The following is a 16,969-nucleotide window of genomic DNA, read 5'->3' on the forward strand; positions in this document are numbered from 1 at the left end:
GGAGTATCAACAGAGGACAAGGTATGAAATTAAAGGAAAAGGTGTTGGAGACAAACAGAAGGTGTGAACAGGAGAAAATTGAGCAGGTGGTAAGGTTTAGGGGGGGCCACCTGCCCTGATCTTAAGTCAGATCAACATCTTTATGGCCAAAGAACCACGTAAGAATAAAACCACACAGATAGGAAATCAGAACACCCGCGGCATACACGGCCATACCCGCATAAATACCCTGGTTCGACGTCATGAGGGGTAAAGAAACCAGTCCTGAAGGCCCGAAAACGGTGTTCAGACCGACTGGCAAACCCAGCCAGGCAACCAGCCCAATAAAGAAACCCCCACAGGCGCCGCCGAGGCAGGCAGTAACGAAGGGTTTCACGCGCGGTAAGGTCACGGCATAAATTAACGGCTCACCCACGCCCAGCAGGCCTGGAATAATGGCGCCTTTAACTTGATTGCGGAGCACCGAGTTTTTTGGCGAACGGAAATAAAGTGCCAGCGCCGCACCCACTTGTCCTCCTCCTGCCATTGCCAGAATCGGAAAGAGAGAATTAAAGCCCTGAACATCCATCAGTGCGAAGTAGACCGGAATAAAGCCCTGATGCACGCCGAACACAACCGCTATCAGGAACAGCCCTGCCAGAACAGCACAGCCAAACGGATTACCATTCAGGTGCAAGAACAACCAGGACATACCGTTAAACATCTCGCCGCCAAAAGGCATAATGACGGTAAATGTCAGCGCGCCGGTTATCAGAAGCGTCAGCAGCGAGGTGAGGATCATATCCAGATTGTCAGGAATGATTTTGCGGATCTGCCGTTCAATCCATGCACCCAGAATTGAGGCAATCAGTACACCGATGATGTTTCCTCGCGGGTCGATGGCCATGCCAAAGAAATGATCGATACCAGAGAAATAACCCGTGGTTGCTGCCGGGTTGTAACCCAACAGGAACAATGAGGCGATAATCGCCCCGTTTACGCCAGAGCCGCCGAAGGCTTTCTGAGCGTTGTACCCGATAAGAACCGGCAGGAAGGTAAATAACCCTTTGCCGAAAATTTTCATGTATCCGACGATTTGTACCAGCGTGGCATTCTTTTCAGCCACACCACTGAGCAGACTCTGTTCAATTAACGTCGCGAAACCCAGTAACATCCCCGCAGCGATGAACCCCGGGATCAGTGGCGTAAATATCGTGGCAAACTTAGCGAGGAACTGATGAACCGGGCTGGTTTGTTTTGCCTTCAGCTTCTGTTTCGTCTCAGATGCAACGTCGCTGATACTGGTTTGTCCGGCAGCGGGTGAAGCACTTTCACCGTTAGCCAGCATGGTGTTCATCATCTCGGCCGCTGTTTGTGCTTTTCCAGGCCCAAGAATGATTTGTAGCTGGTCTTCCGTAGTGATAACGCCCAATACGCCGGGCAGCACCTTGAGTTTGCTCTCTTCGACGAGCTGCTCATTTTCGAGTGACAGGCGCAGGCGGGTCATACAGTGACCGCAGTTTCTGATGTTATTTTTACCGCCGACCCGTTGCAGAATAGTGGCAATCAATTGCTCGTTAATCTTCGCCATGACTAAATATCCTTGTTGGCGAGTGCACGGCGAATAAATCCCCCGGCCTCATTTAAAAGCTCGCTGGCCTGCTGCTCATTCAGGTTTGCCAGAACCATCACGATGGCGGTTTTGCAATTCCTCTGACAGGCTTCGAGCGCCCGAGCAGCGATAGCCGGATCGCAATCCGTGGCCTGCATGACAATGTTAATCTGCCGCTGAACCAGTTTCTGGTTAGTCGCTTCAACGTCCACCATCAGGTTGCCAAACACTTTACCGCTGCGGATCATCGCACCCGTCGTCAGCATGTTAAGCACCAGTTTTTGCGCAGTACCTGCTTTCATACGTGAAGATCCTGTCACCACTTCTGCGCCCACCACCGGCATGATTGCGATATCTGCAATTTGCGTGATGTGACTGCCCTGGTTACAGGTCAATGCCACTGTGGTGGCGTGTAAACTGTTTGCATAGTTAAGTGCGGCGACAACGTAAGGGGTACGGCCACTGGCGGCAATACCGACCAGCACATCATCCGCACAAAACTGAATGTTCTTCAGGTCTTCAACGCCAAGTGTCAGGCTATCTTCCGCATTTTCGACCGCTTGCAGAATAGCCTCATGGCCACCGGCAATCAGTGCGACAACCTGCTCGCGCGGCGTGCCATACGTTGGTGGGCACTCACTGGCATCCAGGATCCCTAATCGGCCAGATGTGCCGGCACCACAATAGATCAAACGCCCACCTTTCTGAAAAGCAGCAACAATGGCATCTACGGCCAGAGTGATAGCAGGGATCACCTTCTCAACCGCTAAAGCCACTTTCTGATCTTCGGAATTAATGACTCTGAGCATCTGTTCGGTAGAAAGAATGTCTATATTTTCGCTTAAAGTGTTACGACCTTCGGTGGTCAGGACAGATAAATCGATTTCCATCATTGTCTCGCTTTTCATACTTGCCAGCTGGCAACGTTAAAGTTCCAGCGCCCAGCGCAAAAAGGCTTTGCGTTGTGTTGCGCTTAATTTCAAAAATTCGCTTTGTGTCTGATGTAAAGATCCCGGCTGTGCTTTCTGCGCACTAGCACTGGGGTCCGCCATAGTGGAAGACGTCAGGGAAGATGGCGGCAGATACTCACTGTAATCCGTCATTAAAGATTCCTGTGAAACAACGACCGGCTTGCTGCTCATCGCAATAACGGAGCCCGTGCTGCTGCTCAGTGAAAAATGAGGATTTTTCGCCGCTTTTCGCGTGTCGTTTTCAGTGCGTGGCGTCTGCGTGGAGAGCGTTAACTCACCGGATGCCGGAGGGGTAAACGTCAACAGAAACGCATCTGAAGTGACGCGCCCCTGACTTTCGTTTGCCGAGCCAGGGTCTGTCGGAGCATCAAAACGCACAATCATTGCCTGCTCTCCTGAACCCAGAGTGACTGACTTATCCAGAGGCCTGAGCTTTGCATTGCGCACTGCCAGAACGTTGACGTTGTCACCCACATTAAGCGTGGCGGCCACGCTGAAGCCGGACACCGAAAGTAGCAGAAGAGTTAATAACGTTTTGTACATCTGACGCTCCTTTTAATGCCAGGGAGAGGTTCTGCCCTGGCTTATTCACATTTAGAATTCGTAACGCAGGCCGGTGTGGTAGAAGCTTTCAGACGCTGAGCTTCCGCCAAACGATACGCTTCGGCCTGTCATGCGGTTGGTACCGTTCTGCCCGTTACGGAAGATATAAGCCGCATACAGAGAACTGTGAGATGTGAGCTTGTATTGGGCTTCGAACGTGGTGTCGCGTAACTGCAATTCATCCCCGCCTTCATTATCAAGGTGACGATAGCCAGCGCGTACCGCCCAGTCGCTGTTGATGTTGTAAACGGCAGTGAACTCGACGTCTTTATCTTTGCTGTCGGCAAGGCCGTTGGTGTAAGTCACCGTATCCTGAGAATAAAGCAGACCAAGCATCAGATCGTTGAGGTAGTAACGGGTACCGACGCCGCCATAGGTAAAGGTATCTGCCCCATCGGTACGGCTGTCAGCGCTTTGATTCGCGCGGGTTTTCTGGAAGGCAATAACAGGTGCCAGTTTACCGGCAGCCCCCATATCCAGCGTATAACGCAGAGCTGAGTTATAGCCATAATCCAGATCGGAAGTGTTGTTGCCGATGATGTATGCCGTGGAAAAATCGAAATTACCGAAAGTGTTCTGATACTGAACGGTACCATCCTGACGGAAGACCTGGACTGCCGTCGGGTCGATATGTCGCGCCTGACGGCCCGTGGAAACGTCGGAGCTGGCAAATACATCCCCAATGTCGGTGAACATAATCAGTCCGGAAGACACACGACCACCCGTTATCTTCCCGTATTCCGACATATCCAGACCTGCCCAGACATAACGAGCGGTCAGACTGTCATTTTCGCCTTCCACGTTATTGGCGTATTCGGCCGAGTTGACCTGGTATTGCGCTAAACCAATCACTGAAACGGTATCATTAACGTACTGACGACCGCTTACGCCCAGACGCCCGTCGAAATCTCCCTGCGTGTCACCGGTTTTCTTATCGGAGATGTTAAAGCCCAGTCGCCCATACAAATCAACGGTAGAACCATCTTTAGCCTTATATATTTCAGCAGCTTGCGTAGAGAAAGTCGTCATCATAACGAGAAGAGAAAGGGCGCAAATTCTTGTGTTCATTATCATCATTCCATTAGCGAATTAATTATTTGTACTTGTCGGTCTGGTGCCGCGGTGGAATAATTGATTATTAATGACTACAACAAAAGGAATAAATTATTCTTTGTTGTTAAATGTGACCAAGTTCATACTCTGAAGGAAGAAGAATCGACAAAAGGAATTTGAATGGAAAGGTGGGTTGCCTTTAGGTCAGTAGAAAGCGATGATCATGCCAGTCTTTTGTGGAGAAACCCCGGTGCTTTACCGTCAAAAATTGATTGAGAACTTGTCGCGCTATACCCCAAACGAGCGCAGGATTGCCGATTTTATCATCAGCAGTCCGGACGCATTGAAAGAGTTGTCTTCGCAGCAGCTTGCTCAGAAACTGGGTATCAGCCAGTCAGCTATTGTGAAGTTCGCGCAGAAACTCGGCCTCCAGGGTTTTACTAAATTCAAAATGGCGCTGGTGGAAGAATGGGGACAACAGGTTTCAGAAAGAAAGCAGCAATCTTCTCATTTGCATAACGATATCAGCAGCCAGGATCCGCTTAACGATGTGGCTCATAAGCTTCTGCATGAGAAGTTGAATGCTCTGAGGAAAACGACGAATAATCTGGATATTCTTGAAGTTGAAAAGGTGATTAACTGTCTTCAGGCCGCCAAACGTATTCATATTGCTGCAATCGGAGGATCATCCCTGGTCGGCAAAGATTTGGCATGGAAACTCATGAAAATTGGTTTTCATATCATCACGGAATACGATAGCCACGTACAGCTGACCATTGCCCAAACGCTGACAGAACAGGATGTACTGATTGCCATCTCCTTTTCCGGCCAGCGTAAAGAGGTTCTGCTGGCCGCTGAAATCGCCAAAAAGAAAGGGGCCGTTGTCGTTGCAATCACGTCGTTGCAAGACAGCGATTTGCGGAAACTGGCAGATTACACCCTTGATACCGTATCGGAAGAACAGCAGTGGCGTAGTTCTACTATCTCATCACGTACAGCTCAACTGTGCGTCACGGATTTGCTGTTTATGGGTTTGCTTCAGCTGAATGAAAGCGAAGGGATGAAAATGATCCAACGCAGTCGGGATGTGGTGGACAAATTAACGTAAAGGCGATGTAAGTTGATGAAGCGTGACTGAGTCACCTTTATCCTCAGAATTGAGAATAAAAATGAAAGCGACCAGGCCTTTCTTTTGATGTTCGATAATTCACGCTGCTTTGAGAATTATCGCAACGAAGGACTTCTGGTCGCAATAAGTTAATTAAAACTTAAAAGTTGAAGAGTACCAGAGCGCTATTCCTAAGGTTGCGTTTTTATCCGTTAATTCTATGCAACGAGTCACTCTGGCGTAATGCAAAGTAACACTCTCTTAGCGAGATGAAAATCAAATGAGGTATTCTAAATTTTAGAATATTTATATATGTCATAGAGCCGGAACAGATAATCACGAAAAACCAACAACAATAATCATAGTTACGCGTCAGGCAGTATGGGCTCATTTCTGACAGGGGTAATTGCTGAAAATGCCTGCTACAGGTAGTTTATAAAGATATGCAGCTTTTCCAATTCTGGTTTTGCAGGCTATAAAAAAACTCACCCCTCTGGCGCAGCCTGTCATACCTTTCAGATCGTTCATGTCTGTTTTTCCAAACCGGATCGGCAAAGAAAAGATCTAAACATGGATTAGGAAATTGCGCCCTGGCGGCATCTGAAAGATTCACCTGTACAAAACCAACCTCATTGCTGAGCCATTCTTCAAAAACATCGAGTATAAAAACTCCCCATTCAGCGGGCGTCACTGATGACGCCTTAACACCCATATCTGTTTCATCAGGCCCCAGGAAGGGAAGGAAGTTTATAAAGTGAACGCCGACATAACGTGTTAAAAATGCGTATATCTCTTCGGCATAGCCCGCGCTGATACTGTTAATGCTCACTCTGGCGTTAAAGAGCAGCTGATAGCGCTGAAGTGCATCAACTGCCAGCATCGTGCGTTGATAGTTTTTTCTATAGGCTTTGCCATAGATTTTTTTCGGACCTTCCAGCGAGATCCAGACAAGAAAATTATGTGCATCGAGTAGCTCAGCCCATTCACTGTCAATAATTAAATAATTTATGTAAATGTCATTTTTAATTATATTACCGGATGGGTGATACTTCTTCTGGATCGCAAGGATTCGTCTGAGAAAGAGGATATTAGTAGCCAGGTAGTCGCAATTTACCCATGAAAACAGAACATCTTCACAGCCCCTCTCCTCAATATTTTCTCTGAAGAAAGTTTCCATAAGTTCATTGCTTTCATACGGGCAATGTCGGGTGACAGTATCACTCCACCTCAGCTGATAGTCTGAATCAGAGAGCATTATCTCGACAGAAAATGACTGACTTGCTGTCGGGTGGGGTAAAGGTGACTCCACGATATTGTTTGTTTTTATCATTATAAATTCCCGTGACTAACGTCAAACATTACGTTCAAAATAATGACCTGAACGTAAGGAGTCTTCATGTATAAGATACGCATACTTGCCGTATTTAGACATAAAACCCAACGGTAACCCTGAGAAAACAATATTCTGAATTATGAAAAGTAGGAGCATGATGCTTCCTTGTTGATATAACAAGAAAACATCATGCTAAAAAATATTAACTTAACGATTCAATTAATAGACCTGTTTCCATTTACTACCATCCGAATACCAGGTTGTATTAGATCCGGCCGGCAGAGTAGTAAATATAGCTCCGTCAGTTTTAATTCCGGTAGTCTGGCTGCCATTAATAGCTATATACACGTGTGCATTTTTATTCGCCGACGAGGGGGTGGGCAGTACAATACTCTTTACGGAGTTAGCCGGCGGGTTAGAAATAATCAACACATTGTTGTTAGTACCCAGCAGGGAGCTAACGACGTCAGCCGTTATCGCTTCACCATTGGACTGCGGTGTATAGGTTGGCGTGCCCGCAGGCGCTGGCCATTGCTGTAAAATAATCGAATAGGCCACGCAATCACCGACTTTAGTACTATTTCCAGCGGCATCCGTTGATTTCGCCTGGAAACTGAATTCCCCCGACCCCTCGAAAACGCTATCGTCCGTTACTGCAAAACTCCAGTTACCACTCGCATCTGCGGTTGTGGTACCCAACACTCCGTATACACGGTCGGCCATACGTAATATGTAAACATTTACCGTCGATCCTGCCTCTGCCGTACCCTCGATAACCACGTTTTCCCCGGTGGTGGTATCGCCCTCGGCGACGACCATTGAGCTATCCATAACGCGGGTCACTTTCGGTGTCGGGATAACGGAATCCAGATTCAGAATAAAGGCATCTGTTGGCAGGGATTCAGGGCTTTCAGGCGTTAACGCCGCCGTTACGGTGAGGGATTGATTACCCTGAACGGTGAGCGGTGAATCGGGTTTTACGCTCCAGTTTCCGCTGTCATCCACGATGGCGCTGCCAACTAATTTGCCATTGCTGTATAACCTGATGGTCGCGTTTTTGTCCGCCGTTCCTGTCAGCACAGGCGAGGCTTCGTTCGTCAGTTGCCCGCTTTGTATCTCACCTACGATGCCTTCTGTAACATCATTCACAGCGGTAATGACCGGAGTCCGGACAGCAACAAATGACACATCCACGCTCTGTTTGTTGCCGCTGATGGTTGCCGTTATCTGACTGATGCCAGGCTCAAGCGTGGTGATATTCGCCGTCACCAGCCCCTGAGCATCCGTCGGGATGACATCCCCTATAACCGCGCCATTGGTTGCGCTGAAGCTGACAAGCGCGTCACTCACAATATTCCCATACGCATCGGTAACGCGGGCCTGAACCTGGTTTGCTTCCACGCCGTCGGACAGTGCGTTGTTTTTGATCACTATAAAATCTTCCGCGGCTACGTGGGCGGTGGCGGCGTCAGTGATAAAGGTCATGGTCTTGCTCTGCGTGCTACCATTGACCGTCGCAGTGAGGGTGGCGACACCCGCTACTGTTGAGGTGACAGGAAGAGTGATCTGACCGGCACTGTCTGTGATGGCCGTTGATGCCACAGTCGCCCCTGTTGCCGTGAAGCTGACGGTTTGATCAGGCACCAGATTATTATTGGCATCCTTCACAATGACCTGAATCTGGTTAGCCTTCACCCCGTTTGCCACAGAGTTATCGGTCAGCACCTTAATGTCGCTGGCAGCGATATTGGCTGTAGCGCTATCGGCAATAAATGTCGTCGCCATTGACTGGCTGTTTCCATTCACTGTCATGGTGACTGTGGTCGTGCCCGCACTGAGGTTTGTCAGCGTTACCGCCACAGAACCGTCTTCCGAAGATGTCCCGCTGGCGGCGATGCTTGCACCATTATCCGCGCTGAAGGATACCACCGCATCTGGCACAACGTTGCCCTGCCCGTCTTTGACTATCGCCTTCACGCTGTTTGTGGCAATGCCATTGGCAATCGCGTTGTCGTCAACCACAACCAATGAGCCGATCGTTGCAGTTGAAGGGTCATTTTTGAAAATCATCTTCACGCTCGTGGTACTGCCGTTAATGGTGGCAGTGATGGTGCTTTCACTGGCAACCGTACTGGTGACCGGCACACTTAACGAACCCTCAGCGTCGGTAACCGCCGTTGCTACAATTTTAGCGCCATTGTCCGCCGTGAAGCTCACGGTCTGGTCCGCCAGCGCATTGCCATTGGCATCGGAAACCGCCAGCTGCACACGGTTGGTCTCCACGCCGTTCGCGACAGCGTTATCTTTCGTAACCGTCATACTGGCTGCGGTGATCTGCGCGGTGCTGCTGTCAGCAGTAAAGATAACCGTAGCGGACTCGCTGTGGCCGTTGACTTGTGCATTGACCACGGTGCTTCCCGCAACCAGGCTGGTTAGCGTCGCGACGGCTTCACCTTGCGTATTGCTGATGCCGGTTACGGTGATCTTCGCGCCGTTATCTGCGCTGAATGCCACTGCAACATCAGGAACAGCATTACCCTGGGCATCGAGAACAATCGCTTTGACACTGTTCGTCGCTGCGCCGTTCGCCAGCGCATTATTATCCATGACGCTCAGCGTACTGACGGTGGCCGTTTCAGCGTCATAGCTGAAGCTCATCGTCACGCTCTGGCTGCTGCCGTTTATTGACGCCGTGACCTTGTGTTCCCCTGCTACGGTACTGGTGACCGGTACCGACAGCGTGCCGTCAGAACCGCTCACGCCAATAGGTGCAATGGTCGCGCCGTTATCTGCTGTAAAGGCCACTGTCTGGTCTGCCAGTGCATTGCCATTGGCATCCGTAACCTTAAGCAGGACTGCGTTGGTTTCCGTGCCGTTGGCCAGGGCGTTGTTCCGGGTGACCGTCAGAGAGCCGCTGGCAATCTGCGCCGTCCCGCTATCCGGTACGAAGTTCACGTTGACTGACTGAGATTGCCCGTTCGCTTCTGCTGTGAACTGGCTTGTTCCTGCTATCAGACTTGTCAGCGATGCGATGTACTCGCCGTTAGCATCCGTTGTGCCTGTTGCCGCCACTTTCGCGCCGTTACTGGCACTCAGGCCCACACTCATATCTGTCGCAAGGTTGCCATTTTCGTCTTTTATCAATACGCGAACGCGGTTCAGGTCTGTACCATTCGCCACAACGTTGTCATTGAGGATCGTGAGTTTGCTGACCGCGGCCGTACTTTTGTCATAGACAAAGTTAACGGTGACATTCTGACTGCTGCCATTTATCGCGGCGGTGACGATACTTGCACCCGCCACGGTGCTGGTGACCGGCAGGCTTAATGCCCCGTCAGCATCCGTCGTCGCCGTTGACGCTATCGTCGCACCATGACTGGCGGTGAAGCTCACGGTCTGGTCCGCCAGCGCATTGCCATTGGCATCGGAAACCGCCAGCTGGACACGGTTGGTCTCCACGCCGTTCGCGACAGCGTTATCTTTCGTTACCGTCATACTGGCTGCGGTGATCTGCGCGGTGCTGTTGTCAGCAGTAAAGATAACCGTAGCGGATTCGCTGTGGCCGTTGACTTGTGCATTAACCACGGTGCTTCCCGCAACCAGGCTGGTTAGCGTCGCGACGGCTTCACCTTGCGTATTGCTGATGCCGGTTACGGTGATCTTCGCGCCGTTATCTGCGCTGAATGCCACTGCAACATCAGGAACAGCATTACCCTGGGCATCGAGAACAATCGCTTTGACACTGTTCGTCGCTGCGCCGTTCGCCAGCGCATTATTATCCATGACGCTCAGCGTACTGACGGTGGCCGTTTCAGCGTCATAGCTGAAGCTCATCGTCACGCTCTGGCTGCTGCCGTTTATTGACGCCGTGACCTTGTGTTCCCCAGCGACGGTACTGGTGACCGGTACCGACAGCGTGCCGTCAGAACCGCTCACGCCACTAGGTGCAATGGTCGCGCCGTTATCTGCCGTAAAGGCCACCGTCTGGTCTGCCAGGGCATTGCCATTGGCATCCGTAACCTTGAGCAGGACCGCGTTGGTTTCCTTGCCGTTCGCCAGTGCGTTGTTCCGGGTGACCGTCAGAGAGCCGCTGGCAATTTGCGCCGTCCCGCTATCCGGTACGAAGTGCACGTTGACTGACTGAGATTGCCCGTTCGCTTCTGCTGTGAACTGGCTTGTTCCGGCTATCAGACTTGTCAGCGATGCGATGTACTCGCCGTTAGCATCCGTTGTGCCTGTTGCCGCCACTTTCGCGCCGTTACTGGCACTCAGGCCCACACTCATATCTGTCGCAAGGTTGCCATTTTCGTCTTTTATCAATACGCGAACGCGGTTCAGGTCTGTACCATTCGCCACAACGTTGTCATTGAGGATCGTGAGTTCGCTGACCGCGGCCGTACTTTTGTCATAGACAAAGTTAACGGTGACATTCTGACTGCTGCCATTAATCGAGGCGGTGATGATACTTGCACCCGCCACGGTGCTGGTGACCGGCAGGCTCAATGCCCCGTCAGCATCCGTCGTCGCCGTTGACGCTATCGTCGCACCATGACTGGCGGTGAAGCTCACGGTCTGGTCCGCCAGCGCATTGCCATTTTCATCGCTGACTCGCAGTATCACCCGGTTGGCCGCCGTTCCATTGGCAGCGGCACCATCATTTAATTTTTTCAGGCTTCCCGAAACAATCAGTGCGGTATGGCTGTCTGCCACAAAGTTGGCATTTACCTGCCGGGTACTGCCATTAACGGTGGCAACAATCACGCTTGTTCCGGCAGTTTTACTGGTCAGGGTTACTGTCACTTTACCGGTGATATCCGTCGTGCCGTTGGCAGCGATGAGAGCATTATTGCTGCCGCTGAAGCTGACCAGTTCATCAGGAACAGGATTCCCGCTGGCATCGGTCACTGTTGCCTGTACGCTGTTGGTGGCAATGCCGTTTGCCACAGCGTCGTTAGTGATCATCACCAGTGAACCTTCAGTGATTTGAGCTGTGTCGCCATCAGCTTCAAAGCTAACGGTAACGCTCTGATGGCTACCGTTAAGGGTGGCGGTAATGACGCTGTCACCCGCAACCGTACTGGTCACAGGCACGATAAGTGTCCCGCTCTCGTCTGTTTTTTTCGTTGCCGGAAGGGTTGCGCCATTACTCGCTGTAAAGCTGACGGTCTGATCACTCAGCGCATTACCAAAGGCATCGGTCACATCGACACGGACACGGTTTTCCATGATGCCGTCTGTGGCGGCGTGATTAACCTCAATGCTCATTGCACCGCTGGCAATCTGCGCTGTTGACGTATCGGCAATGAAGTTCGTCTCCACCGTTTTTATCGCGCCACTGGCTGAACCCGTCACCGTCGAAATCCCGGCGCGGGTATTGGTCAGCGTGGCTACCGCAATGCCGTTGGCGTCAGTCGTTACGCTGGACGTAATGTTGGCGCCGTTATTGGCGGAGAAGCTGACAGGCTCATTCTCAATCGGGTTACCATTTGCATCGCTTATCAGCGCTTGTACGCTGTTTGTTGCGCTGCCGTTGGCTACCGCGTCATCCTGCTTCACGCTCAGTACGCCTGTCAGCGTAGATTTGTCCGCTTTGAACGTCGTACTGATGGTCTGGCTGTGGCTGTTAACGCTGGCCGTCACCAGGCTGTCGCCCGCTTTCTTGCTGGTTAACCCGACAATGACCAGACCTTTGCTATCCGTCGTGCCGCTGGTTTCAATGACTGCACCGTTTCCTGCGCTAAATGTCACCGTCTGCGCCGGTACTGCGTTCCCCTTCGCATCTGTCACTTTGACCTGCACCTGATTGCGGGCGCTGCCATTTGCGACAGAGTCGTTTGTCACGATACTCAGGTCGCCAGACGTAATCGTGGCAGTGCCTGTATCGGCAACAAAGGTGACAGTTTGCTCAAGGGTCTCGCCGCTGTCCGATGTCGCGGTGATCTGGCTGCTCCCTGCGACAAGGCTTGTGAGGTCCGTGCTGGCTTTACCCTCACTGTTTGTCACACTGGTGGCGGTATTCACTGTCGTGCCATTGGTTGCGCTGAAGGTGATGCTTTCACCGGTGACCGGATTATTCCCGGCATCCAGAACCACCAGTTCAATACTGTTGGTGGCGATGCCATTGGCGATAGCCCCGTCTTTGGTCACAGTCAGGGTGCCTTGTGCAGTCATTTTATCGGCGATGAACGTCGTCGTTACCGTCTGGCTTTGACCATTCAGGGTCGCGGTCACTATGCTGTCGCCCGCTTTCAGGCTGGTCAGCCCGGCGGTGGCCAGACCCTGGCTGTTGGTCGTGACGCTGGTATCGATTTTCGCCCCATTATCCGCGGTGAGGCTGACAGTCTGTGCGGGAACAGGATTACCCTGCGCATCCGTCACTTTTACTCTGACCTGATTTTGTACGCTGCCGTTAGCCACGGAGCCGTTCGTTACCACAGACAAATCCCCGGCAACAATGGTCGCCGTACCGGCATCTGCAATAAAGTTAATATTTGCAGTCAACTGCTCGCCGCTTGCCGATTTTGCCGTGACTTTACTGATCCCGGCGACGGTGCTGGTAGCAGTGGTGCTGAGCTTACCGTTTTTATCCGTGACGCCACTGGTGGTAGTGACTTTCGCGTCGTTGGTCGCGCTGAACGTAATGCTTGTCCCCGGAACCGGATTGCCGCCCGCATCCTGAATAGTCAGTTCAACGCTATTGGTCGCCACGCCGTTGGCGACAGCACCGTCCGCTGTGACGTCCAGAGTACCTTCAGCCGTGGCGTTATCGGCAACAAACGTCGTATTGACTGTCTGGCTATGGCTGTTAACGTTTGCCGTCACCAGGCTGTCGCCTGCTTTTTTGCTGGTTAATCCGACAATGACCAGACCGTTGTTGTCCGTCGTGCCGCTGGTTTCAATGACTGCACCGTTTCCTGCGCTAAATGTCACCGTCTGCGCCGGAACTGCATTTCCTTTCGCATCTGTCACTTTGACCTGCACCTGATTGCGGGCGATGCCGTTTGCCACCGAGTCGTTCGTCACGACGCTCAGGTCACCAGACGTAATCGTCGCAGTACTGGTATCTGCGCTGAAGGTGGTGGTTGTATTTAACACCTCACCGCTGGCCGTTTTCGCCGTGACAGTGCTTGCACCGGCAACCGTGCTGGTCAGCGCGGTACTTAACTTACCGGCTTCGTCGGTCACACCGCTTGCGGTGGCAACGACTGCCCCATTAGTCGCGCTGAAGGTGATATTGATCCCTGCAACCGCATTGCCTTGTGCATCTTTTGCTTCGAGCTCAACAACGTTGGTTGCAATACCATTGGCAATCGCATTATCGGCGGGGACACTCAGCTGGCCGCTGGCGGAGGATTTATCCGCAATAAAATTAACCTGGACGTTCTGGCTGCTGCCATTCACCGTTGCCGTTACCGTCACTGCGCCTAGTTTTGTGTGAGTGATCGGAACTTTCACTATCCCCTGCGCGTTAGTCACAGCACTTTGCGTAATCGTGGCTCCGGAGGTGGCGGTAAAGGCGACGGGCATATTAGCAAGCGGATTGTCACTGGCATCCGTGACGAGAGCCTGAACGATAGCCGCAGAAACACCGTCGGCTTTCACATTGTTGGTGATGACAGTGAAATCGCCCGGATTGATGCGTGCGCTGCTTACATCGGGAGTCAGCAGGACAGTGGTGCTTACGCCTTGCAGATTTTTCCCCGCTGTTTGCGCTGTTACGGTGGCGGTGCCAGTCTGAGATCCGCTCAGGGTTGCGGTGTAAACACCCGCAGATGTTTCTTTTACGGCGCTAAGACGAGTGCCGTCCAGACCTGAAACGTTGAAGCCCACACCGGATAAACCGGTAAGCGGTTTATCCTGGCTGTCGTGAACGGTCAGCATCAGCGTGGTGGTTGCCACATCGTTAGCAGCGATGCTTTCCGGAGATGCCGTCAGTGAAGAGTGGGCAGCATCGGCCTGCGAATCTGCAAAATGGATTTTTACTTCACTGCTTTCGCCACCGCGGAGCGTAGCAACGACTCCGGCCTCGCCGGAAACTGCACTGACAACATCAAGCGGCGTATTACCACTCGCATCCGAGATAACCTGCTTGGTCGCTTTACTGTTATCTGCCAGAGTCACTGTCAGTGAGACCGGTTCACCTTGCAGCGGTTTTTTATGGTCATCAACTACGTGGAATACCACGTTCACCGGGGATACGCCGTCCGGCGCCGCATTGTCACCGTTAACGGTCACATCATTGCCAAAATGCGCCTGCGGTGGCAACACTTCAACGGTCAGATGAGACGGTTTTGATTTATTCCCTTTGCTACCTTCCGCGACAGCGGTAAGCACATAGGTGTTCAGAATCCGACTTGCATCGCTGGATCGTATTCCACTTTTATGAGTCGATGCAGCCTGCGCTTCCTGAGTCACTTTCCAGGCCGGAAGCGTCAGTTCGAAGTGTCGGGAATCAATTGTTTTGATGGTGCCACCGGCCTGCAGATAACTACTGCCACTCCAGGCAATATTTTTCAGACCATATTTGCTGTTGACCTGAGCGGTCAGAGTCTGCTTACTTTGGCTTTCTCCCTGCAACTTCTCGGGAGCCAGATGCATCTTAATGACCTGCTGTTTGCGGTATTCGAGAACAATATTATTGTTACGCTCAACCAGATCATAGCGGCTGCGGGCGAGCTTACGCATGGCATCCACGGCCGCAGGAGAGGCATTTTGTTCCCAGGATTGATCGATTTGATAAGTCAGAGCCATGCTCAGGTTGAAATCATTTTTACCTGATTTGCCCATTTTTTGTTCGGCACTGAGGGACAGCATCGGGATAGGGGTATAATTCACGCCGACTGTGACGGCGTACGGATCTTCCTGAAGATCATCGCTACCAAACAGTGCTACCGCGTCGCCATAATATTGTTCATACATTAACTTACCGCCAAGCTGCGGATAAGCAGGCAAGAAAGCATTAACCTGGAGATCGAAACCGTTTGCCGGACGCTCGTCGTAATCTTCAAGATCGCGCGAATCATGCCAGCCGGAGAGGCGCTGATAACCATTAGCGGACATCTTCAGATAATCCATCCAAAGTTCTCCCCCTAATCCAAGACGGGTGTTATGTCCGGTAATATCATTATCAAAGAATGCATTGGTGCCGATCATCCACGTGTCGTCAGGGAAGAAGCGCACCCCCGCTCCGACGTTGATCGTTGTCCGGCTATCTTTACGACGCGCCCCCAGCTGGCTGAACAATATATTTCGCGGGGAGTCGTAAAGGGGGACCAGCATATCGAGGCTGCTTTCACTCAGAGAAAAGTCATTCCCCAGGTTGATTTGCGATCGCACGGTGCCAAACTGGCTAAGCCAACCTTCAACCGTGCTGTTAACGGCACTTCCGGCCTGACTGCGCGCATAATCTGACAACGCTTCGGAGGAACTACGATCCTCGTTCGAAAATGTGCTCCCGATAGCAATCGCACCGGAGGCAAGATGTTGGTCAAAAGGATTTTTACCTTCAGTCGTTGCCGGCGCAGAGGGCAGCATGTGCTCTTGCGAGGCGATGGCCGGAAAAGCGATTGCAAGGCCAGAGATAGGCGGAATAAGCTGGAGATAAATACAGACCCAGGTAATCAGTTTTTTTCGTAATGAGGGTGAGTTTTTATCATCTGAGAAATTCATGTCTATCCTTGGCATTGTTTCTTAAAAAATAAATAAACGGAGGCTTGGCACGTTCAATGACCTACAATGATCCATAATATGATCTGCAATTGACAGTTATTTAAATAATGGAAAATGCTTATTTAAGCCTGAAGTGTAAGTAACTCACTATAAATACAAAATATTTAAAGGTTTTAAATAATCGATTTAAATTTATTGAATGCGTGCCTGCCGCACATTAATGTATTCACTAATGTCAGGTCTTGTATGAGATTTGAACAGATTTCCATGATGAGAAAACGGGGGCTAACATCGTTTACCAAACGAAGTTTTAAGTATATCAATATGTTAAATATGAAGTTTTTTTATGGATTTAAAATCGGTCTTTTGCCCGCTCATTTGCAGAAATCCATTGCCGGTAAATCGATAATGGTCAGAGAATAAGTCGTGGAGTATTTAAATTTAATTTAAAATATATCCGATCATAATTTAACAAAATACAGCTCTGGAGTATTTCACTATCAGGCATATTGAGAATGCAAATCAGAAGTGTTCTGGCCACGATTTTTTATATTACATTCCAGTTTGGCAATTTCACGGCCGTGGAAATTAGCGTATTAGACAAGGTTTGTGAAGTGGGATTTCATTATTACCATAAAGAT

General features: G+C 50.9%; 7 protein-coding genes. 1 reads left to right on the forward strand and 6 read right to left on the reverse strand.

Annotated elements, in window-relative coordinates; translation table 11 throughout:
- Positions 1-121: 121 nt before the first annotated feature.
- From murP to D5398_RS23520, 4 genes are read right to left on the reverse strand one after another with little or no spacing between them, the layout of a single operon-like run.
- A complete protein-coding gene (gene murP, locus D5398_RS23505) occupies positions 122-1,570 on the reverse strand; it encodes a PTS N-acetylmuramic acid transporter subunit IIBC (RefSeq protein WP_120509779.1) in 1,449 nt (482 codons plus the stop codon).
- 2 nt (positions 1,571-1,572) lie between these two features.
- Complete coding sequence (gene murQ, locus D5398_RS23510) at positions 1,573-2,481, reverse strand: N-acetylmuramic acid 6-phosphate etherase (RefSeq protein WP_120509809.1); 909 nt, start codon at positions 2,479-2,481, stop codon at positions 1,573-1,575.
- A 36-nt stretch (positions 2,482-2,517) separates the two neighbouring features.
- Complete coding sequence (locus D5398_RS23515) at positions 2,518-3,105, reverse strand: DUF2057 family protein (RefSeq protein ID WP_120509780.1); 588 nt, start codon at positions 3,103-3,105, stop codon at positions 2,518-2,520.
- Between the two features lie 51 nt (positions 3,106-3,156).
- Positions 3,157-4,233 carry a porin gene (locus D5398_RS23520; protein WP_120509781.1) on the reverse strand — a complete coding sequence of 359 codons (1,077 nt, stop codon included), beginning with the start codon at positions 4,231-4,233 and terminating at the stop codon, positions 3,157-3,159.
- Between the two features lie 235 nt (positions 4,234-4,468).
- On the opposite strand from D5398_RS23520, the gene D5398_RS23525 reads away from it, so the two are divergent.
- Complete coding sequence (locus D5398_RS23525) at positions 4,469-5,326, forward strand: SIS domain-containing protein (RefSeq protein ID WP_244216830.1); 858 nt, start codon at positions 4,469-4,471, stop codon at positions 5,324-5,326.
- A 433-nt stretch (positions 5,327-5,759) separates the two neighbouring features.
- On the opposite strand, the gene D5398_RS23530 is transcribed toward D5398_RS23525, so the two are convergent.
- Positions 5,760-6,656: a hypothetical protein gene (locus D5398_RS23530; protein WP_162940830.1), complete on the reverse strand. Its 897-nt coding sequence runs from the start codon at positions 6,654-6,656 to the stop codon at positions 5,760-5,762.
- 222 nt (positions 6,657-6,878) lie between these two features.
- The gene (locus D5398_RS23535) at positions 6,879-16,328 is read right to left on the reverse strand and encodes an Ig-like domain-containing protein (RefSeq protein WP_162940831.1); all 9,450 of its coding nucleotides are present in this window, start codon (positions 16,326-16,328) and stop codon (positions 6,879-6,881) included.
- Between the last annotated feature and the right edge of the window lie 641 nt (positions 16,329-16,969).

Source organism: Rahnella bruchi (assembly GCF_003614975.1).
GTDB lineage: Bacteria > Pseudomonadota > Gammaproteobacteria > Enterobacterales > Enterobacteriaceae > Rahnella > Rahnella bruchi.